The sequence below is a fragment of the Xanthobacter sp. YC-JY1 genome (assembly GCF_021730305.1).
GTDB lineage: Bacteria > Pseudomonadota > Alphaproteobacteria > Rhizobiales > Xanthobacteraceae > Xanthobacter > Xanthobacter flavus.
Genome location: NZ_CP032674.1, coordinates 3,464,526 through 3,484,834 on the forward strand (window position 1 = coordinate 3,464,526; position 20,309 = coordinate 3,484,834).

The 20,309-nt window shown below is 68.1% G+C and carries 17 protein-coding genes and 1 riboswitch; of the genes, 11 read left to right on the forward strand and 6 right to left on the reverse strand.

Annotated features, from left to right (window positions below):
* Positions 1–32: 32 nt before the first annotated feature.
* Positions 33–2,006 (reverse strand): TonB-dependent siderophore receptor, encoded by a 1,974-nt coding sequence (locus D7006_RS16295; RefSeq protein WP_237353766.1) that lies wholly within the window; start codon positions 2,004–2,006, stop codon positions 33–35.
* A gap of 107 nt (positions 2,007–2,113) precedes the next feature.
* Positions 2,114–2,313, reverse strand: a riboswitch (cobalamin riboswitch).
* Between the two features lie 328 nt (positions 2,314–2,641).
* Between D7006_RS16295 and D7006_RS16300 the strand changes: the two genes are divergently transcribed.
* The 11 genes from D7006_RS16300 to D7006_RS16350 all read left to right on the forward strand — a co-directional run bounded on the left by D7006_RS16300 (position 2,642) and on the right by D7006_RS16350 (position 16,401).
* Positions 2,642–3,862 (forward strand): ABC transporter substrate-binding protein, encoded by a 1,221-nt coding sequence (locus D7006_RS16300; RefSeq protein WP_169122919.1) that lies wholly within the window; start codon positions 2,642–2,644, stop codon positions 3,860–3,862.
* Positions 3,863–4,170: 308 nt separating this feature from the next.
* Entirely contained in the window at positions 4,171–5,070 is a 900-nt protein-coding gene (locus tag D7006_RS16305) for a branched-chain amino acid ABC transporter permease (protein WP_237353767.1), read from the forward strand.
* A gap of 5 nt (positions 5,071–5,075) precedes the next feature.
* A complete protein-coding gene (locus tag D7006_RS16310; protein WP_237353768.1) occupies positions 5,076–7,067 on the forward strand; it encodes an ATP-binding cassette domain-containing protein in 1,992 nt (663 codons plus the stop codon).
* Positions 7,068–7,077: 10 nt separating this feature from the next.
* Positions 7,078–7,800, forward strand: a complete 723-nt coding sequence (locus D7006_RS16315) for an ABC transporter ATP-binding protein (RefSeq protein ID WP_229643311.1) — start codon at positions 7,078–7,080, stop codon at positions 7,798–7,800.
* A 503-nt stretch (positions 7,801–8,303) separates the two neighbouring features.
* Positions 8,304–8,393 (forward strand): K(+)-transporting ATPase subunit F, encoded by a 90-nt coding sequence (locus D7006_RS16320; protein ID WP_081762578.1) that lies wholly within the window; start codon positions 8,304–8,306, stop codon positions 8,391–8,393.
* A 10-nt stretch (positions 8,394–8,403) separates the two neighbouring features.
* Positions 8,404–10,113 (forward strand): potassium-transporting ATPase subunit KdpA, encoded by a 1,710-nt coding sequence (gene kdpA, locus D7006_RS16325; protein WP_237353769.1) that lies wholly within the window; start codon positions 8,404–8,406, stop codon positions 10,111–10,113.
* A 1-nt stretch (position 10,114) separates the two neighbouring features.
* On the forward strand, positions 10,115–10,255 hold the full coding sequence (locus tag D7006_RS16330; RefSeq protein ID WP_229643309.1) for a hypothetical protein: 141 nt from the start codon (positions 10,115–10,117) through the stop codon (positions 10,253–10,255).
* Between the two features lie 19 nt (positions 10,256–10,274).
* Complete coding sequence (kdpB, locus tag D7006_RS16335; protein ID WP_237353770.1) at positions 10,275–12,338, forward strand: potassium-transporting ATPase subunit KdpB; 2,064 nt, start codon at positions 10,275–10,277, stop codon at positions 12,336–12,338.
* A 12-nt stretch (positions 12,339–12,350) separates the two neighbouring features.
* Complete coding sequence (locus D7006_RS16340) at positions 12,351–12,959, forward strand: K(+)-transporting ATPase subunit C (RefSeq protein ID WP_237353771.1); 609 nt, start codon at positions 12,351–12,353, stop codon at positions 12,957–12,959.
* Positions 12,960–12,997: 38 nt separating this feature from the next.
* On the forward strand, positions 12,998–15,715 hold the full coding sequence (locus D7006_RS16345) for a sensor histidine kinase KdpD (RefSeq protein ID WP_237353772.1): 2,718 nt from the start codon (positions 12,998–13,000) through the stop codon (positions 15,713–15,715).
* Entirely contained in the window at positions 15,712–16,401 is a 690-nt protein-coding gene (locus D7006_RS16350; RefSeq protein ID WP_229643305.1) for a response regulator transcription factor, read from the forward strand. The genes D7006_RS16345 and D7006_RS16350 overlap by 4 nt, the downstream gene beginning before the upstream one ends.
* Positions 16,402–16,411: 10 nt before the next feature.
* On the opposite strand, the gene D7006_RS16355 is transcribed toward D7006_RS16350, so the two are convergent.
* The 5 genes from D7006_RS16355 to D7006_RS16375 all read right to left on the reverse strand — a co-directional run bounded on the left by D7006_RS16355 (position 16,412) and on the right by D7006_RS16375 (position 20,301).
* A complete protein-coding gene (locus tag D7006_RS16355; RefSeq protein ID WP_237353773.1) occupies positions 16,412–17,320 on the reverse strand; it encodes a CopD family protein in 909 nt (302 codons plus the stop codon).
* A gap of 1 nt (position 17,321) precedes the next feature.
* A complete protein-coding gene (gene copC / locus D7006_RS16360) occupies positions 17,322–17,687 on the reverse strand; it encodes a copper homeostasis periplasmic binding protein CopC (protein WP_210257736.1) in 366 nt (121 codons plus the stop codon).
* A gap of 40 nt (positions 17,688–17,727) precedes the next feature.
* Positions 17,728–18,639: a hypothetical protein gene (locus tag D7006_RS16365; RefSeq protein ID WP_237353774.1), complete on the reverse strand. Its 912-nt coding sequence runs from the start codon at positions 18,637–18,639 to the stop codon at positions 17,728–17,730.
* 46 nt (positions 18,640–18,685) lie between these two features.
* The gene (locus tag D7006_RS16370) at positions 18,686–19,105 is read right to left on the reverse strand and encodes a hypothetical protein (protein ID WP_237353775.1); all 420 of its coding nucleotides are present in this window, start codon (positions 19,103–19,105) and stop codon (positions 18,686–18,688) included.
* A gap of 233 nt (positions 19,106–19,338) precedes the next feature.
* On the reverse strand, positions 19,339–20,301 hold the full coding sequence (locus D7006_RS16375; protein WP_229643301.1) for an amidohydrolase: 963 nt from the start codon (positions 20,299–20,301) through the stop codon (positions 19,339–19,341).
* Positions 20,302–20,309: the final 8 nt, after the last annotated feature.

Consider the following 20,309-nt stretch of genomic DNA (forward strand, 5'->3'; position numbering starts at 1 on the left):
TGCCTCACCATGGGCGCTTCACCGCTCGGGCCTCACCATGCGAGCTTCACCCCGCCATAGGCACCGAAGCCGGGGGCGAGGAAGCCGTTGGGATTCTCGTAGGTCTGGTTGAACAGATTGTCGATGCGCCCGAACACGGTGGTGACGGCATTCAGCCGGTAGTTCGCGGCCAGATTGACCACGGTATAGCCGGGCTGGTCGATGTAATTCGATGTGAGACGCACGATGTCCCACCACGACGACGCATAGACGAGGCTCGCCGACAGATCGAGTTCGTCGGTGGGCCGCCAGCCGAGCGTCAGGCTCACCTTGTTGTTGGGCCGCCGCAGGGGATAGCAGGAGGTGGCGTTGATGGGCGCGCAGGCGGCGCCGAAGGGCTGGCCGGGCGGCACGTAGCCCACCACGTCGGTGTAGGTGTAGTCCACCCGCGCATCGATACGGTCCGTCACCTTCACCGCCACGAACGCCTCCACGCCCTGCGACACGGCGCTGGGGATGTTGACGTTCTGGTACGTCGCCGGATCGTAGCTGATGAGGTTGGTGATGTTGTTGTGGAAATACGTCACCCCGAACAGCACCCGCTCGCCGAACGCCTTCTGCTCGAAGCCGGCATCCCAACCTTCGCTCTCCTCCGGCTGAAGGCTCAAATTGCCGTAATAGGGTGCGTAGAGCTGGTAGAGGGTGGGCGCCTTGAAGCCGGTGCCGTAGCTCGCCTTCAGCTTGGTGCCCGTCTCGTCGAAGAGCAGCGCCGGGGCGAGGCGGAACGTGGTGTGGTCGCCGAAGCTGTCGTCGGCGTCGTAGCGCACATTGGCGGCGAAGAAGAGGCGGTTCCAGAGGTTGCCCTGGTACTCGGCATAGACGCCCGTGTCGCCGGTGGAGGCGTCCACGCTGGCATAGGCGGTGGAGGAGGTCATGGACTCGTTCCGCCGCTCGGCGCCCACCAGCAGGTTCTGGCCCGGCGCCACCAGATAGTTGGAGCGCACATAATAGACCTGCCGGTCGCCGTCATAGGTGCCGTTCACATCCGGGTTCGGCCCCACCGTCGGGTTGGAGCTGGACATATCGCTCACCCCGAAGGTGGTGACGAGGCTTCCGTCCAGCGCCGTCCACACGCCCTCCCCCTTGGTGAAGAACATGCTGGCATAGGCGGTGGAGCGCAGCGCCGCCGGGATGCCGGTATAGGTGGGCGGGGGATAGGTGTCCGGCGTGAAGGCGAGGCTGGTGTCGATGTAACGCGCGACGAAATTCACCGCGAAGGTCTCGGTGGCCTGCCAGTCGAGCCGGGTGGAGTAGGTCCAGTTGTCGTAGGCGTTGGGATTGGTGGGCCAGCCGGGCGGCACGATGTTCTGCGGTGTCACCGGCGTATCGGTGGACGAGAAGTGGGTGACGTTGAACGAATAGGCCAGCTTCTCGGTGGCGCCGGTCAGGCTCGCATACTGGTTGAAGGTGCCGAGCGCGCCGCCCTCCGCATAGGCGGTGACCTTGGGCGGCCCCTCGCCCTTCTTGGTGGTGACGGAGATGACGCCGCCGATGGCGTCCGAGCCGTAGAGGCCGGACTGCGGGCCGCGCAGCACCTCCACCCGCTCCAGGTCCGAGGCCAGCAGCTTGCCGAAGTCGAAGGCGCCGTTGGTGGCGGCCGGATTGCCGGCATCGATGCCGTCGATCAGCACCTTCACATGATTGGAATTGGTGCCGCGGATGAACACCGAAGTCGTCCCGCCCGGTCCGCCGGTCTGCACCACGTTGAGGCCGGGCAGCGATTGCAGCACGTCCGGCAGGGTGCGCTGCTGGTTGCGGGCGATGTCCTGCTCCGTGACGATGCTGACGGAGCTCGCCACCTCGTCCTCGGGCGTGGGAATGCCGGTGGCGCTGACGACGATGGTGGGAAGGTCGCCGGCATTCTGATCGTCTGCGGTCTGGGCGAGCGCGGGCGGCACACAGGCGAAGGCGAGCAAAGCCGCGGCCGGCAGCGCGCGGCGGGATCGGGACGGGGCAAGGGACGGCATGGAGAAACTCGACGGCACGGGTGGTCCGTCACCGCAAACGAGGCTTGCCCGGCCGCGAGCGGCCGAAGTCAAAACCAGCATCGGGAGAACCCCGCCCGACGTGTTCGCGCGTGACCACGGCTGACGGCAGGTCTCCTGGCTCGCGGGTCACCGCCCGTCTGCCGCCTTCCCAGGCCTTGCGACCCAGTGGCTGATGGCAGAGGACTCGCCGCTTACAGTTGCGGGGGCAGCCACGGCATTTCCGGCCAGGCCGGAGCACCGCGTTCCCTTTTGATCCCTTTCGGGAACCGTCCCGCAGACCATAGGCGGCGCCCGCCCCCTGCGTCAACGGCACGTTCGCAAATGCGAAAGACTGCGCGCAACTGCGGAATGACCGCCCGCGGTGCGGGATCGACCGATCACATCTTGCTCATTGCTTCAAAAGTGCGTGGTCCGGAATCGCCGTGCGCGCGTACTTGAGGCGTGCGACTGCCTGCAAAAACGGCAGCAGCAAAGGCCGCACCCGACATTCCGCTAGGTTATGGTGGCGCACCCGTCTCAATTCGCTTAAACGATTGAGAGCCGCCCCGCCCTGCGGGAGAGCGGGTACTACAAAAGTATAATAACCGAATAATCGGGAACACAGGGAGTAGAAGATGCGACTGAGGAGCATGGTTGCGGCTTTGGCCGCAGGCGTTGCCGTTTTCGGGCTTGCCTTTTCCGGCGCAGCTTACGCCGCCGACCCCATCAAAATCGGCCTGACTGGCCCCTTCACCGGCGGCTCGTCCTCCATGGGCGTCAGCATGCGCGACGGCGTGAAGCTCGCCGTGGACGAGGTCAACAAGGCCGGCGGCGTGCTGGGCCGTCCGCTGCAGCTCATCGAGCGCGATGACGAGGCGAAGAACGAGGTGGGCGTGCAGATCGCCCAGGAGCTCATCAACAAGGAAGGCGTCGTCGCCACCCTCGGCTACATCAACACGGGCGTCGCCCTCGCCTCCCAGCGCTTCTACCAGGAAGCCGAGATCCCGGTGATCAACAACGTGGCCACCGGCACCCTGATCTCCAAGCAGTTCGTGCCGCCGGACAACAAGAACAACTACATCTTCCGCACCTCGGCCAATGACGCCATCCAGAGCGCCATGATCGCCGATGAAGCGGTGAAGCGGCAGGGCTTCAAGAAGCCGGCCATCCTCGCCGACTCCACCAATTACGGCCAGCTTGGCCGCGCCGATCTGGTGAAGGCCCTCGCCACCATGGGCGTGAAGCCGGTCGCCGAAGAGAAGTTCAACATCGGCGACACCGACATGACCGCGCAGCTGCTGCGCGCCAAGGAAGCCGGCGCCGACGTGATCCTCACCTACGCCATCGGCCCCGAGCTGGCGCAGATCGCCAACGGCATGGCCAAGCTCGGCTGGAAGGTGCCCATGATCGGCTCGTGGACGCTCTCCATGGCCAACTTCATCGACACCGCCGGTGCCAACGGCAACGGCGCGATGATGCCGCAGACCTTCATCCAGCTGCCCGACACCCCCAAGCGCAAGGCGTTCATCGAGGCCTATCAGGCCGCGTACAAGATCGACCGCATGCCCTCGCCGGTCTCGGCCGCGCAGGGCTATGATTCGGTGCTGCTGCTCGCCGCCGCCATCAAGCAGGCGGGCTCCACCGACGGCCGCAAGGTCCGCGACGCGCTGGAAAACCTCAACACCAAGGTCGAGGGCGTCGTCACTGTCTACGACAAGCCCTTCTCCGCCACCGACCACGAAGCCATCACCGCCAACATCCCGGTGTTCGGTCTCGTCAAGGACGGCCGCGTCGTGGCCGCCCATCCGGAAGACATCGCCGGCGACAAGGCGGTGCGCGTGAAGCCCAAGAACTGAGGCTGACCGGGCCGCGTCCGAGGCAACCGCCCCGACACGCGGCCACCGTCATCCCCCGGCTCGTCCGGGGGATCCACGGGCCGGCCGGGCGCTCTGCTTGACCGGATGGAGCCGGTCCGGCGGCGAAGTGGATGCCCCGGACAAGCCGGGGCATGACGGATGATTGAGGCGCGGCTCCCGGCCCCGTTTGAGCATCCATCCACCTCCCCGCCCCACACCATTCGGACCGCCGCGCCATCGAGCGCGGCGGCCGGTTCGCCCGGAACCCTGCCCCGACGCGGGGGCCGCGCCCCCTTCCGGAGACCGTCATGAACGTCCTGTCGCAGCTCATCGTGAGCGGCATCGCCGTGGGCATGATCTACGGCGTTATCGCCTTCAGCTACCAGCTCACCTTCGCCACCTCGAAAACCCTGAATTTCGGCCAGGGCGAGGCCCTGATGCTGGGGGCTCTGGTGGGCCTCACCACAATCAATTTCCTCATCGGCCAGGCCATCGGCACGCTGTGGGCCTATCTGCTCATGCTGCCCATCGTCTTCGCCTTCGGCCTCGCGCAGGGCGCGGTGGTGGAATGGCTCGGCGTGCGGCAGGCGGTGAAGGCGAAGTCGGAAGCCGGCTGGATCATGGCGACCATCGCCCTCGGCATCATCTTCCGCAATCTCGCCGAGAACATCTGGGGCCGCGACGCCCTGCGCTTCCCCTCCCCGCTGCCCGAGGCGGCGCTCACCATCGGGCCGGTGCGCATCCAGCCCATGGAGATCGCCATCGTCCTCGGCGCGCTCGCCATCATGCTGGCGGTGGAAATCTTCAACCGGCGGTCCATCTTCGGCAAGGCCGTGGTGGCCACCGCCAACGACCGCGACGCGGCGGGCCTGATGGGCATCGACACGCGGCGCGTCATCACCTTCTCCTATGCCCTCTCCTCCATGACCGCCGCCTTCGCCGGCGTGCTCATCGCCCCCGTCACCCTCACCGGCGCCACCATGGGCGCGGTGCTGGGGCTGAAGGCCTTCGCGGTGGCCATCATCGGCGGCCTGTCGAGCGGCATGGGCGTCATTGTCGGCGGCCTCATCCTCGGCATCACCGAGACGCTCACCGGCTACTACATCTCCACCGGCTACAAGGACGTGCCCGGGCTCGTCCTCCTGCTGCTGGTCCTGTCCCTCAAGCCCTCGGGCCTGTTCGGCCGCGCCACCATCAAGAAGGTCTGAGCCCCATGCTCGCGCGCCGCCTCCTCTCCTCCACGGGGTCGCTCATCGGCCTCGCGGTGCTCGTCGTTCTGCCGTTCGTGGTGACGAGCCCCTATTATCTCCACCTGCTGGTGACCATCGCCATCTTCTCGATCCTGCTGCTCGGGCTCGATGTGGTGTTCGGCTATACGGGCGAGGTGTCCATCGGCCATGCCGCCCTGTTCGGCATCGGCGCCTATACGGCCGGATGCCTCGCCATGCATTTCGGCATCGGCTTCTGGCCGGCGCTGCCGCTGGCGATCATCGTCGCGTCGGTGTTCGGCGTGGTGCTGGCGCTGCCGGCGCTGCGCGTCACCGGCCCGTATCTCGCCATGGTGACGCTGGCCTTCGGCACCATCGTGCAGATCCTCATCAACGAGATGACGGATCTCACCAACGGTCCCCTCGGCATCAAGCTGACCACGCCCCTCTTCATCGACCTCAGGTGGCTCGGCGACACCATCCCGCTGTTCGACATGTCGCTCAAGCGCATGAAGGAAGTGGAATATTACTATATCGCCGCCATCGCGCTGGTGCTGACGCTGATCATCATCAACCGTATCCTCGCCTCCCATCTCGGCCGGGCGTTCGAGGCGCTGCGCGACAGCCCCATCGCCTCCGACTGCATGGGCGTGTCGGTCTACAAGCACAAGGTGCTCGCCTTCGTGGTCTCCGCCGGCCTCGCGGGCCTCGCGGGGGCGCTGTTCGCCTATTCCGAGCAATATATCGCGCCGAACAATTTCGGCTTCGAGCTTTCGGTGCAGTTCCTGCTGGCGGTCACGGTGGGCGGGCGCAAATCGCGGCTGGGGCCCATCCTCGGCGCGGTCATCATCGTGTTCCTGCCGAACCTGCTCTCCGACATCGAATTGTTCCGCTACATCGCCGGCGGCATCGCGCTCGTCGCCGTCATCGCCGGCGCGCGGGCCTTCGTGAAGGACCCGGAGAACCGGGTGCGCAACGCCATTCCCGTGGTGCTGTGCCTCGCCTTCTTCGTCTTCTCGCTGCTGCTGCAGAAGATCACGGACTACAAGCTCGCCGTCTTCGGCGTGATGATCCTGTTCGTGGTCTACTACCTGCCGGACGGCATCGTCGGCTTCCTGAAGCGCGCCGTCGCCCAGCTCTGGCCGAGCCTCGTGCAGACCCATGCCGTCATCCATGCCGACACCCACGGCAAGGCGGTCACCGCCTCCCACGAAGGCCATTCGGGCGTGCTGCTCCACGTGGACAATGTGGTGATGCAGTTCGGCGGCCTCCGGGCGCTGGATCAGGTGTCCATCGAGGTGAAGCCCGGCACCATCCACGGCCTCATCGGGCCGAACGGCTCCGGCAAGAGCACCATGATGAACGTGCTCACCGGCATCTATGTGCCCACGGCCGGCGCCGTCCGGTTCAAGGGGCAGGAGATGGCGGGCAAGACCTCCTCCGACATCGCCGGAGACGGCATCGCCCGCACCTTCCAGAACGTGCAGCTCTTCGCCGAGCTGACGCTCATCGAGAACGTGCTGGTGGGCCTCCACCACACCTATCAGGCGACCTTCGCCGAGGTGGCGCTGGGCCTGCCGCGCATAAGGCGGGAGGAGAAGGCGGCGCGCGAGCGGGCCATGAGCCTGCTCCACTTCGTGGGCCTCGCCGACCTCGCCAACGAGGAGGCGCGCAACCTGCCCTACGGCAAGCAGCGCCTCCTTGAGATCGCCCGCGCCCTGGCGCTCGACCCCGCCCTGCTGCTGCTCGACGAGCCCGCCGCCGGCCTCACCGCGCCGGACATCAAGCATCTCGTGGAGATCATCCGGAAGGTGCGCCACGCGGGGCTCACCATCGTGCTCATCGAGCACCACATGGATGTGGTCATGGGCCTGTGCGACACGGTGACGGTGCTGGATTTCGGCCAGAAGATCGCCGAGGGCAAGCCGGCAGAGGTGCAGGCCAACGAGCGTGTCATCGAGGCCTATCTCGGCGGCGCCGCCGCTGCGGCGGAATGAGGAGATCGCCATGCTCGAAGTGAACGATCTCGTCGCCGGCTACGGCAAGGTGAAGGTTCTGCACGGCCTCTCGCTCAAGGTGGAGGAGGGCCAGCTCGTCACCCTCATCGGCTCCAACGGCGCCGGCAAGACCACCACGCTGCGCGCCATCTCCGGCATGATCCCGCCGGAGAGCGGCAGCGTGCACCTCGGCGGGGAGGACCTGACCGGCCTGCCCTCCTTCAAGATCACCAAGAAGGGCCTCGCCCACTCGCCCGAGGGCCGGCGCGTGTTCCCCACCCAGAGCGTGAAGGACAACCTGCTGCTCGGCGCCTTCCCCCGCCTCACCGGGGCGCGGGAGCGCGGCGACGTGGACGGCGACCTCGACCGCATGTTCACGCTGTTCCCGCGCCTCGCCGAGCGCCGCGCGCAGCTGGCCGGCACCCTCTCCGGCGGCGAGCAGCAGATGCTCGCCATGGCCCGCGCGCTGATGCTGAACCCACGCGTGCTGCTGCTGGATGAGCCCTCCATGGGCCTTGCCCCGCGCCTCGTGGCGGAGGTGTTCGCCACCATCGCCCGGCTCAAGGAGCAGAAGATCACCATGCTGCTGGTGGAGCAGTTCGCCGCGGCCGCGCTGGAGGTGGCGGACTTCGGCTATGTGCTGGAAAATGGCCGCGTTGCCGCCAAGGGCCCGGCCGAGGCGTTGCGCAACGACGCCGCCGTGCGCGCCGCCTATCTCGGCCACGCCCACTGAGGGCAGCCTCCTGAACCCATGCGAAGGGCGCCCCCACGGGCGCCCTTTTTGCATTTGCGGTGCCTCGCCGACGCGTTTTTCTTTATGGGATTTTTATTTCGGCCCATCGCGGCCCGTCTCGAATCTTTATGCGCAAGGTGACACCTTTCCATCGCTGACCAGCGGCCGGGAGAAAGGTCCCCGGCGCTGCGGCCGACCGCGACGCAGGTCTTCCCGCGTATTCGCGGCCCGAAACCCTCAGAGCGCGATCCGATCAAGTTGAATCAACTTGATCGGTGAATCGCCCTCTGACTCGAAGAAAGAGAACGCGTGATCCGATCTGATTGCGATGCAATCCGATCGGCGCGCGCTCTGGAGACTGACGTCCCATGCTCGACATTCTGATGCTCGCTTTGGCGGCAGGGCTTTTCGCCCTGGCCATCGGCTACGGCTACGCCTGCGAACGGCTCTAGAGCGCGATCCGAATACAGGCCGCGAGCGCGGCCGTATCGAAGGAAAACTCCATGACCCTCGATTTCGCACTGGGAGGCCTCATCACCGTGGGCCTCCTCTTCTACCTCACCCTCGCGCTGCTGAAGCCCGAGCGGTTCTGAGGAGGCCCCGATGACCCCCAACGGCTGGATCCAGATCGCCCTCTTCTGCGCGATCATCCTTGCGCTGACGCCGCTCCTCGGCGGCTACATGACCCGCGTGTTCGCCGGCGAGCGCACCTTCCTCTCGCCCGTCCTCAGGCCCATCGAGGGCGCCATCTTCGCCCTCGGCGGCGTGGACCCGAAGCGCGAGCAGACCTGGCTCGGCTATACCCTCGCCATGCTGCTGTTCCACGTGGCCGGCTTCCTCATCCTCTACGCCGTGCTGCGCCTGCAGGACCTGCTGCCGCTGAACCCGCAGGAGATGGCGGCGGTGCCGCCGGACCTGTCGCTGAACACGGCCATCAGCTTCATCACCAACACCAACTGGCAGAACTACGGCGGCGAGAGCACGCTCAGCTATCTTGCGCAGATGCTGGGGCTGACCCACCAGAACTTCCTCTCCGCCGCCACCGGCATCGCGCTGGCGCTGGCGCTTATCCGCGGCTTCTCCCGCGCCTCGGCGCAGACGGTGGGCAATTTCTGGGTGGATGTCACCCGCTGCACCCTCTACGTGCTGCTGCCGCTGTGCATTCCCTACACCCTGTTCCTGGTGTGGCAGGGCATTCCGCAGACGCTCGGCCCCTATGTGGATGCGACCACGCTGGAAGGCGCGAAGCAGACCATCGCGGTCGGCCCCGTGGCCTCGCAGGTGGCCATCAAGATGCTCGGCACCAATGGCGGCGGTTTCTTCAACGCCAATGCCGCCCACCCGTTCGAGAACCCCACCGCGCTCTCCAACTTCGTGCAGATGAACTCCATCTTCGCGCTGGGCGCCGGCCTCACCAACGTGTTCGGCCGCATGGTGGGCGACGAGCGCAAGGGCTGGGCGATCCTCGCCGCCATGGGCGTCATCTTCGTCGCGGGCGTCGCCGTCACCTACTGGGCGGAAGCCGCCGGCACGCCGGGGCTGAATGCGCTGGGCCTCACCGGCGGCAACATGGAAGGCAAGGAGCTGCGCTTCGGCATCGTCGCCTCCGCCCTGTTCGCCGTCATCACCACCGCCGCCTCCTGCGGCGCGGTGAACGCGATGCATGACAGCTTCACGGCGCTGGGCGGCATGATCCCGCTCATCAACATGGAGCTGGGCGAGATCATCGTCGGCGGCGTGGGCGCGGGCATGTACGGCATGCTGCTGTTCGTGGTTGTCGCCATGTTCGTGGCCGGCCTCATGGTGGGCCGCACGCCCGAATATGCCGGCAAGAAGATCGAGGCCAAGGAAGTGAAGATGGCCATGCTCGCCATCCTCGTCCTGCCCCTGATGATGCTCGGCTGGACTGCGGTCGCGACGGTGCTGCCGGGAACGGTGGCGGCCATCAGCAATCCCGGCCCGCACGGCTTCTCCGAGATCCTCTACGCCTTCACCTCGGCGACGGCGAACAACGGCTCGGCCTTCGCAGGCCTCTCCGGCAACACGCCCTTCTACAACGTGACGCTCGCCGTCTCCATGTTCATCGGCCGCTTCATGATGATCGTGCCGGCCATGGCCCTGGCGGGGTCGCTCGCGGCGAAGAAGACCGTGCCGGCCTCGGCGGGCACCTTCCCCACCCATGGCGGACTGTTCGTCGGCCTGCTGGTGGGCGTCATCCTCATCGTCGGCGGCCTCACCTTCTTCCCGGCGCTCGCGCTCGGGCCGATCGTGGAGCACCTCGCGGCCGTGGCCGGCCAGACCTTCGGGGGCTGAGATGGCACGCCGCTTCCTCTCCGCGCGGGCGCAGGCCCTGCGCACCTCCGAACTCATCCTCCTCGCGACCCTCGCCGCCTTCGTCCTCGTCGCTGCCATCCAGATGGTGGTGCTCGTGGCCGGCGATGTCGCGAAACCCTGATCCTTTCCGGGAGCCATCCATGGCCAAGCCCCGTTCCAGCAGCATTCTCGACCCGGCCATCCTGGTGCCGGCCATCGGCGCGTCGTTCAAGAAGCTCGATCCGCGCGCGATGGTGAACAACCCCGTGATGTTCGTGGTGGAGGTGGTCGCCCTCCTCACCACCGTCCTGTTCATCCGCGACCTCGCCACCGGTGGGAGCGGCCTCGGCTTCTCCTTCCAGATCATCCTGTGGCTGTGGTTCACCGTGCTGTTCGCCAATTTCGCCGAGGCGGTGGCGGAAGGGCGCGGCAAGGCGCAGGCGGATTCGCTCCGCCGCACCCGCACGGAGACGCAGGCGAAGCTCCTCACCGGCACCGGCGATGACTGGCGGGAGGTGCCCGGCACCTCGCTGAAGGTCGGCGACGTGGTGCTGGTGGAGGCGGGCGACGTGATCCCCTCCGACGGCGAGGTGGTGCAGGGCGTCGCCTCGGTCAACGAGGCCGCCATCACCGGCGAGAGCGCTCCGGTGATCCGCGAGAGCGGCGGCGACCGCTCGGCCGTCACCGGCGGCACCACGGTTATCTCCGACCACATCAAGGTGCGCATCACGGCGGCGGCGGGCTCCACCTTCCTCGACCGCATGATCCACCTGGTGGAGGGCGCCGAGCGGCAGAAGACGCCGAACGAGATCGCCCTCAACATCCTGCTCGCGGGCATGACGCTGATCTTCGTCTTCGCCACCGCCTCCATCCCGAGCTTCGCCGCCTATGCGGGGGGCACCATCTCCGTGGTCGTGCTGGTGGCGCTGTTCGTGACGCTGATCCCCACCACCATCGGTGCCCTGCTCTCGGCCATCGGCATCGCCGGCATGGACCGCCTCGTGCGCTTCAACGTGCTCGCCATGTCCGGCCGCGCGGTGGAGGCGGCGGGCGACGTGGACACCCTGCTCCTCGACAAGACCGGCACCATCACGCTGGGCAACCGGCAGGCGGCCGAGTTCCGCCCGGTGCGCGGCGTGAGCCCGCAGGAGCTGGCGGACGCGGCGCAGCTCGCCTCGCTCGCCGACGAGACGCCGGAGGGCCGCTCCATCGTGGTGCTGGCGAAGGAGAAATATTCCATCCGCGGCCGCGACATGGCGACCCTCAACGCCCATTTCGTGCCCTTCACCGCCCAGACCCGCATGAGCGGCGTGGACGTGGACGGCGCCGTGATCCGCAAGGGCGCGGTGGATGCCATCCTCAGGGATCTCCAGTCCCCCGGTTCGGCCGTGCGTCCGGTTTCGCCGGAGACGCTGCGCGAGGTGCAGGCCATCGCCGAGGAGATCGGCAAGGCCGGCGGCACCCCGCTCGCCGTCGCCCGCGACGGCAAGGTGCTGGGCGTCATCTACCTGAAGGACATCGTGAAGGGCGGCATCCGCGAGCGCTTCGCCGAGCTGCGCCGCATGGGCATCCGCACGGTGATGATCACCGGCGACAACCCGCTGACCGCCGCCGCCATCGCCGCCGAGGCGGGCGTGGACGACTTCCTCGCCGAGGCCACCCCCGAGGCGAAGCTGAAGCTCATCCGCGACGAGCAGGCCAAGGGCAAGCTCGTCGCCATGTGCGGCGACGGCACCAACGACGCCCCGGCGCTGGCCCAGGCGGATGTCGGCGTCGCCATGAACACCGGCACGGTGGCCGCCCGCGAGGCCGGCAACATGGTGGACCTCGACAGCGACCCGACCAAGCTCATCGAGATCGTGGAGATCGGCAAGGCGCTGCTCATGACGCGCGGCTCGCTCACCACCTTCTCCATCGCCAACGACGTGGCGAAGTATTTCGCCATCATCCCGGCCATGTTCGTGGCCTTCTACCCGCAGCTTGGCGCGCTGAACGTGATGGGCCTCGCCTCGCCGCAGAGCGCCATCCTCTCGGCCATCATCTTCAACGCCCTCATCATCATCGCCCTCATTCCGCTGGCGCTGAAGGGCGTCAAGTTCCGGCCCATCGGGGCGGCGGCGCTGCTCCAGCGGAACCTGCTCATCTATGGCCTCGGCGGGATCGTGGTGCCGTTCGCCGGCATCAAGCTGATCGACGTCGCCGTGACCGCCCTTCACCTCGTCTGAGGAGAGCCCATCATGCTCAACAGCCTCCGTCCCGCCTTCGTCATCGTCGTCCTCCTGACGGCGCTGACGGGCTTCGCCTACCCCCTCGCCATGACCGGCGCCGCGCAGGTGCTGTTCCCGGCGCAGGCCAATGGCAGCCTCATCGAGAAGAACGGCACCGTGGTCGGCTCCGCCCTCATCGGGCAGGCCTTCACCTCCGACCGCTACTTCCACGGCCGCCCCTCCGCCACCACCGGCGCCGATCCGGCGGATGCCTCGAAGACGGTGCCGCAGCCCTACAACGCCGCCAATTCCATGGGCTCGAACCTCGGCCCCACCAACCCCGCCCTCATGGATCGGGTGAAGGCCGACATGGCGGCCCTGAAGGCCGAGAACCCCGGCGCGGCGGTGCCGACCGATCTCGTCACCACCTCCGCCTCGGGGCTCGACCCGGACATCTCGCCGGAGGCCGCCTTGTTCCAGGTGCCGCGCATCGCCAAGGCGCGCGGCCTTGATGAGGACGTGCTGCGCCGGCTGGTTGCGCACGAGACGAGCGAGCGCACCTTCGGCCTCCTCGGCGAGCCCCGGGTGAACGTGGTCGCCATCAATCTCGCGCTGGACCGCTTCGCCGGCGCCAAATAGAACAGGCGGGACCGCAGCGGCCCGGCCGGGAGACGGCAATGCCCGAAGAGCGCGAGAGCGACCACCGCCCCTCGCCGGACGCCCTCCTGAAGGAGGCGCAGCGGGAGAGCCGTGGCCAGTTGAAGATCTTCCTCGGCGCCGCCCCCGGCGTCGGGAAGACCTACGAGATGCTTGCCTCCGGCCGCACCCGCCTGAAGGAAGGCGCCGACGTGGTGATCGGCGTGGTGGAGACCCACGGCCGCCGCGAGACTCAGGCGCTGGTGGAGGGCTTCGAGATCGTCCCCCGCCGCACCGTCGCCTACAAGGGCCGGCAGTTGCAGGAGATGGACCTCGACGCCATCCTCGCCCGCAAGCCCGACCTCGTGCTGGTGGACGAGTTAGCCCACACCAACGCCCCCGACAGCCGCCACGCCAAGCGCTACATGGACGTGGAGGAGTTGCTCGCCGCCGGCATCGACGTCTATTCCACGCTGAACATCCAGCATGTGGAGAGCCTGAACGACGTGGTGGCGCAGATCACCCGCATCCGCGTGCGCGAGACGGTGCCCGACGCCATCATCGACCGCGCCGACGAGATCGAGGTGATCGACATCACCCCCTCCGATCTCATCCAGCGGCTGCACGACGGCAAGGTCTACGTGCCCGACACCGCCCGGCGCGCGGTGGACAACTACTTCTCCCCCGGCAACCTCACGGCCCTGCGCGAGCTGGCCCTGCGCCGCACCGCCCAGCGGGTGGACGAGCAGTTGCGGAGCCACATGCGCGCCCATGCCATCTCCGGCCCGTGGGCGGCAGGCGAGCGGGTGCTGGTCTGCATCAGCGAGGACAAGCGCTGCGCGGCACTGGTGCGCTATGCCAAGCGCCTCGCCGACCGGCTGCGGGCGCCATGGGTGGCGCTCTATGTGGAGACGCAGCGCAGCTTCCAGCTGGGCGACGCCGACCGCGACCGCATCGCCGAGGTGCTGCGCCTCGCCGAGCGGCTGGGGGCGGAAGCCGTCACCGTGCCCGGCGGCGCGCACATTGCCGACGACGTGCTTTCCTACGCCCGCGCCGCCAACGTCACCCAGATCGTCATCGGCAAGTCCGACCGCTCGCGCTGGTTCGAGATCCTGCACGGCTCGGTGGTGCACGACCTCGTGCGGCGCTCCGGCAACATCTCCGTGCATGTGATCGCCGGCGATGCCGGACAGCCGGCCTCCGAGGAGACGCGCGCGGCCGCCCCGCTGCCGGTGCGACGGGAGGTGCGGGCCTATGCGGAGGGCGCGTTCCTCGTCACCGCCGCGACCCTCGTCGGCGTCGCCCTGCAACGGCTGCTGGGGCTGCAGAACGTCGCCCTCGTCTTCCTCACCGCCGTGCTGGTAAGCGCAGTGCGTTCCGGCCTGTGGCCGGCGCTGGCGACCTCGGTCGCCGCCATGCTGGCGTTCAATTTCTTTTTCATCCCGCCGCTCTACACCTTCACCATCGCCGATCCGGAAAACGTGATCGCGCTGTTCTTCTTCCTGGTGGTGGCGGCCATCGCCAGCAATCTCACGGCGCGGGTGCGCGGGCAGGCGCTGGCCGCGCGGGCGCGGGCGAAGACGACGGAAGACCTCTATCTCTTCTCCAAGAAGCTCGCGAGCGCGGTGAGCCTGGACGATCTGCTCTGGGCCACCGCCTTCCAGATCGCCTCCATGCTGAAGGTGCGCGTGGTGATGCTGCTGCCGGAGGATGGCGCGCTCACCGTGAAGGCCGGCTACCCGCCGGAAGATGCCATCGACGCGGCGGATCTTGCCGCCGCCAACTGGACCTATGAGAACAACCGACCAGCCGGCCGCGGCGCCGACACGCTGCCCGGCGCGCGCCGCCTGTTCCTGCCCATGCATACCGGGCGCGGGGCGGTGGGCGTGGTGGGCATCGACAAGGACAAGGAGGGCCCGCCCCTCTCGCCCGAGGAACGCCGGCTGCTCGACGCCCTCGCCGACCAGGCGGCCCTCGCCGTGGAACGGGCGAACCTCGTCTCCGACGTGGAGAAGGCGCGGCTCGACGCCGAGACCGACCGGCTGCGCTCGGCCCTTCTCACCTCCATCTCCCACGACCTGAAGACCCCGCTCGCTTCCATCCTCGGCGCGGCGGGCACACTCAGGAGCTTCGCCGCCTCGCTCACCGAGGACCAGCGCGGCGAGATGCTGGCGACCATCGAGGAGGAGGCCCAGCGGCTGAACCGCTTCATCGCCAACCTGCTGGACATGACGCGGCTGGAATCCGGGGCCATCGTGCCCAACACCTCGCCCAACGACCTCGCCGAGATTGTCGGCAGCGCCATGCGGCGGGCGGCCGCCATCCTCAAGGACCACCGGGTGGAGATCGACCTTGCGCCGGACCTGCCCATGCTGAACGTCGATCCCGTGCTGTTCGAGCAGGCGCTGTTCAACCTCCTCGACAATGCCGCCAAATATGCGCCCGCCGGCTCCCTCGTCTCGCTTCACGGCTGGGCCGAGAACGGGCAGGAGGGCGGACATGTGACGCTGCAGGTGCTGGACGAGGGGCCGGGCATTCCGGCGGAGGATGTGGACCAGGTGTTCGACAAGTTCTTCCGCGCCCGCAAGCAGGATCAGGTGCGCGCCGGCACCGGGCTCGGCCTCGCCATCTGCCGCGGCTTCATCGAGGCCCTGGGCGGCACCATCTCCGTGGCCAACCGGGCCGACCGTTCCGGCGCCGTCTTCACCATCGACCTGCCCGCGCGGGCGCTCGCCCCCATGCTGGAGACCACCCCGTGAGCGCGGCAGTGAAGCTCCTCGTGGTGGACGACGAACCCGCCATCCGCCGCCTGCTCGCCACCGGCCTGCCCACGCAGGGCTACGGGGTGGAGAGCGCCGCCACCGGTGCCGAGGCACTGGCGCTCATGGCCGCCGGCGCGCCGGATCTCGTCATCCTCGACCTCGGCCTGCCCGACATTCCCGGCCGCGACCTGCTGCGCCGCTGGCGCGAGGAGGGGCGGACCTGCCCCATCATCATCCTCTCCAGCCGCACCGACGAGCCGGGCATCGTGGAGGCGCTCGAGGCGGGGGCGGACGACTACGTCACCAAGCCGTTCGGCATGAACGAGCTGGTCGCCCGCATCCGCGTCGCCCTGCGCCACCGCCTCCAGCAGCAGGGCGAGAAGCCGCTGTTCGTGGTGGGCGATCTCTCGGTGGATCTGGTGCGGCGGATCGTGAAGGTGAAGGACAGGGAGGTGAAGCTCTCGCCCAAGGAATACGCCATCCTGCGGGTGCTGGTGCAGCATGCGGGCAAGGTGCTGACCCATCATTATTTGCTCTCGCAGGTGTGGGGCGAGATGCACGATCTGCAATATCTGCGCGTCTATGTCCGCCAGCTCCGGCAGAAGCTGGAGGACAATCCCGAAAAGCCCCGCTACATCCGCACCGAGACCGGCGTCGGCTATCGCCTCGCGGAGCCGGAGTGAGCGCCGTCGGCTAGAGCTGCGGATCGCTCATGCCCAGCAGCGCCGCGAGGAAGACGGCGACAAGGGCCAGCGCCACCTCCATCCTGCTGTTCACCGCGATGCGCGCGAGGTCCGCCCCCCGCGTGGGCGAGCGGGCGAGGCGCAAAGCGATGTGGCGGTTGCGCAGGGCGAGGCAGACAAGGCCGGCGAAGACCGAGGCCTTCAGGATGACGATGCGGCCATAGATCGTCCCCGGCAGCGCGGCCGGCGTCTCGATATGCAGGATCGCGGCAAGCCCGCCGCCGACGCCCACCATCAGCACCGCCCCGATGCCGATGCGGGAAAAGCGCCGCAGCACGGCGCCCGGCGCTTTTCCGGCTTCCTCCGGCGCTTTCGCCCACCCGTCCAGCAGCACGATGAGCGGCAGCAACCCGCCGATCCACACCGCCGCGCCTAGCCCGTGGACGGCATGGACGGCCACCAGCATCACCGCCCGCGCCCCCTCGGCGGCGCCGGGATGGCCGAGCAGGCTTTCGCTCGCCATCAGAACGGCCCCCGCCGCCGTGATCGCCGCCAGCCTCCGCCGTCCGCGCAGGGCAAGAGCGGCGAACGCGGCCACGACGAGCACGGCCAGCCGGAACGCCATGGCCTTTCCGAACCCGGTTTCCAGCAGGAAGCCGGAGACGAGGCTCGGGTCGGCCAGGCTTGCCGGCGTGCCTGCAATGTCCACCAGCGCCGCCCCCGCCCACACGAGAGCCGAGACGAGCGCGACCGGCAGCGCGAGGAAAACCATCCGCTCCGCCGCCCGCACGGCCGAGGCGCCCGCTGCCCCGGCCCACGCCGGCACGGCGGTGAACACGAACAACGATGCACCGAGCAGCACCAGCCCCGCCGCGAAATGCGTACACCGCGCGGCGAGGATGAGGGGAAACACGTCCACCCTATTTGCCGACCTGGAAGCCGAAGCTGCCCTCGGTCTTGTGGGTGTCCACGGAGACGATCTTCCACTGCACCTTGTAGGCACCGGCCGGCAGCGCGGCCCCCAGCTTCAGCACCAGCGCCTTGGGATCGGCGCCATCGGCCGCCGCGCCCGAGGCCACGGCGGAACCGTCCGCGCGGGTGACGACGATGGAGGAAAAACGGGGCTCCACCGCCTCGCTGAAGACGAGGCGGATTTCGCTGGGACCGGCCGAAACGGTGGTGCCGACGCCCGGCACCGCCTTTTCCAGATGGGCATGAGCGAAGGCCGCGGTGGCGGACAGGAGGCCGAGGGCGGCCGCGGCGACGAGGGTTGCGATGCGCTTCATGATGGATCTCGCGAAAGGGGACGGGGAAGGGAACGGCGCCTCAGGGAAAGAGAGGCCTTCCGATGCCGTTAGGGAAGATGTCGTCCAGGAAGAAATGCAGCTGGCCGATCACGCCCACATGGCTGCCGCTCTGGGCATTGATGGGGATGAGGGCCTCAAGGCCCACCTGCACCGCGCCGTTGGACCAGATGACGCCGGGATTGATGGTGCCCGTGGTGATGCGCGCGCCGTCGCCGATGTTGGAAACCGGGGACTGGAAGCTCGCTTCCACGATGGGCGTGAGCTGCTTGATGAAGTCCGGCTGCCCGGTCATCTCGCGCACGTTCTGATTGAGGTAGGGCAGGCTGTATTGCAGCGACAGGCCCCAGGTGAGCACGCGCGGGTTGGATTCGAAGGTCAGCGGATCGGTGAGCTGGGTGGGGAGGCCGTAGCCCAGTTGGCCGGTGATGGCGAAGGGCCGCAGCAGGGCGAGGCTGTCCGGCAGGTCACCGAAGCCCTTGCCGAAATAGAGGTTGGGCGACACCGTGGTGTAGCTGTCCACCACCTTGGAATTGCCGGTGCCGCCCCATTCGATGCTGAGGCCCACCGAGAAGATGAATTCGTGCTCCGCATTGTTGAGGAGCATCCACTTGAGCGTCGTCTCGATATTGTCGAAGCCCGAATGGCCGGGGGTATTCTGCAGCCAGCCGCTCTCGACGGAGATGCCGAGCCACGGGGTGATGGTCTTGGCATATTCGAACGAATAGGAGGTGCCGCCGACCCCGTCGCCGTCCTTCAGATATTGCACGGTGGGCAAGGCGAGCTCGTCGGCCACGGCCGGATCGTCGAAGGTGAGGGTCGCCGGGAACACGCGGTCGCCCGCGATTCCATGGGCGTGCGCGGAGGGGGGATGCGCAGCGAGAAGAAGGCCTGTCAGCGCGCAAAGGCTGACGGCCCCGGGAAGCCTGGTCATGAAAAAATCCTCGTGAGAAACCCAAGGCGCGGGCGAGCGCGCCGGTTCAGGCGGCCTTGATGGCGGTCACGAGGTGGGGAGGTGCGCGCGGCGGCGGGCCGCGCTTGAAGGGAAGCTGCGTGGTGAGCTGGGCGGCCGGAAGATCGGCGCGCACCATGAGGAATCCGGCCACGGCGTCGAGCGCGACGGGGGCAGGCGGCGGCGCCAGCATCCCGTCGGCGCAAGGACAGGCGATGCAATCCGCGCAGCAGGGATGGGTCGGGGATTGATCGGGCGCGGAGGGGCCGGACTGCCCGCTCTCGTGCTCGCACAGGAGGCCGGCGGCGACGAGCCCTTCGACCTGGACCGCATTCCATCTGAGGCCCGCGGCATTGCCCGCCTGAACGAAGGCCGCGACGCCGTTGGCGAGGAGCAGGACGACGAAAAGCAGGCGCAGGATGACCGGAAGGCGCAACGCCGCGTGCACGCGTCCGGCCCATCCGGCCGCGCGGTGTCGCGCCTCACTGCCTGCCCCGCCTCCCATCCCACCCTGCGTGTGTTCGTGTCCCGAAGGCCGCGAGAATACCAGCCAAGATGAGGATGACGCAACCAACGGCCCGGTTCGTCTTGCGGCATTCGTCGAATTACAGAGAAAAACAGGAAATGACGCTGGGTAAAACTACGTCATTCCTCCCCACACAACCTGAGCGCGCGCAAAGGCTATCCGCCGAAGAACACGCGCTCAGCCGTTCCCCGCAGCAGAAAGTCCCGCTGCCCGTCGTCGAGGGGCGCCCGGCGGGCGATGAAATCGAAGGCGGCCTGAAGGGTGTTGGGGGGCTCGCGCTCCAGCACCGGCATGTCGCTGCCCCACATCAGCCGGCCCGCGCCGAAGGCGGCGACGAGGGCGACGAGTTGCGGGATCACCCGGTCGTAAGGGGGCGTGTCGAACTTGTTGAGGCCGGACACCTTCACCGTCACGCCCGGGAAGGCGGAAAGCGCCAGAAGCCGGTCCAGCTGGCGCGTGTCGCCCGGCATCACATGGGCCATGTGATCGAGGCAGACGCTCGTCGCCGGATAGCGCCGGCACAGCTCGGCCATGTGGAGGAGCGCGTCGTCGCTCATGTCCGGGCTGTCGCGCAGGAGCGGGCACAAAACGAGGTCTTCCTCCGCTGCCGTCGCCCAGATGGTCGCCATCACCGGAGAGGCGAGCCAGGATCGGGTATCGACGCCCCTCAGGCGAAAGCCCTTCACCCCGGTCGCTTTCGCCGCCCGCATGGTCTCGGCCGCGTCGGCGCGCAGGTCGTCCACCGCACCGACCACGGCGAAGGTGCCGGGGTGCGCCCGCGCGGCATCCGTCAGATAGGAGCTGTCGAAGCCGAAATAGCCGATGTGCTGCACCAGCACGACCCGCGCGACGCCGACGGCCGCCTCCCGCGCCAGCACGGTGTCGATATCGTAGTCCGGCGGATCGCGGTCGCGCGCGGTCTGGCCGTTGACCATGGGATAGCGGGCGAGGTCGCCGCCCCAGCTGTGGCTGTGGGCATCGATGAGCCCGCCGGGCGCAGCCCGTGCGCCCGAACCGATGCCGCCGGCAACCGCCAGCGCCGCCGCGCCCTTCAGCAGGCTGCGGCGATCAAGGCCGCCTCTGTCACGCGCCTCGCCCCGGCCCTCGCCTTGCGTCATCGCCTGCC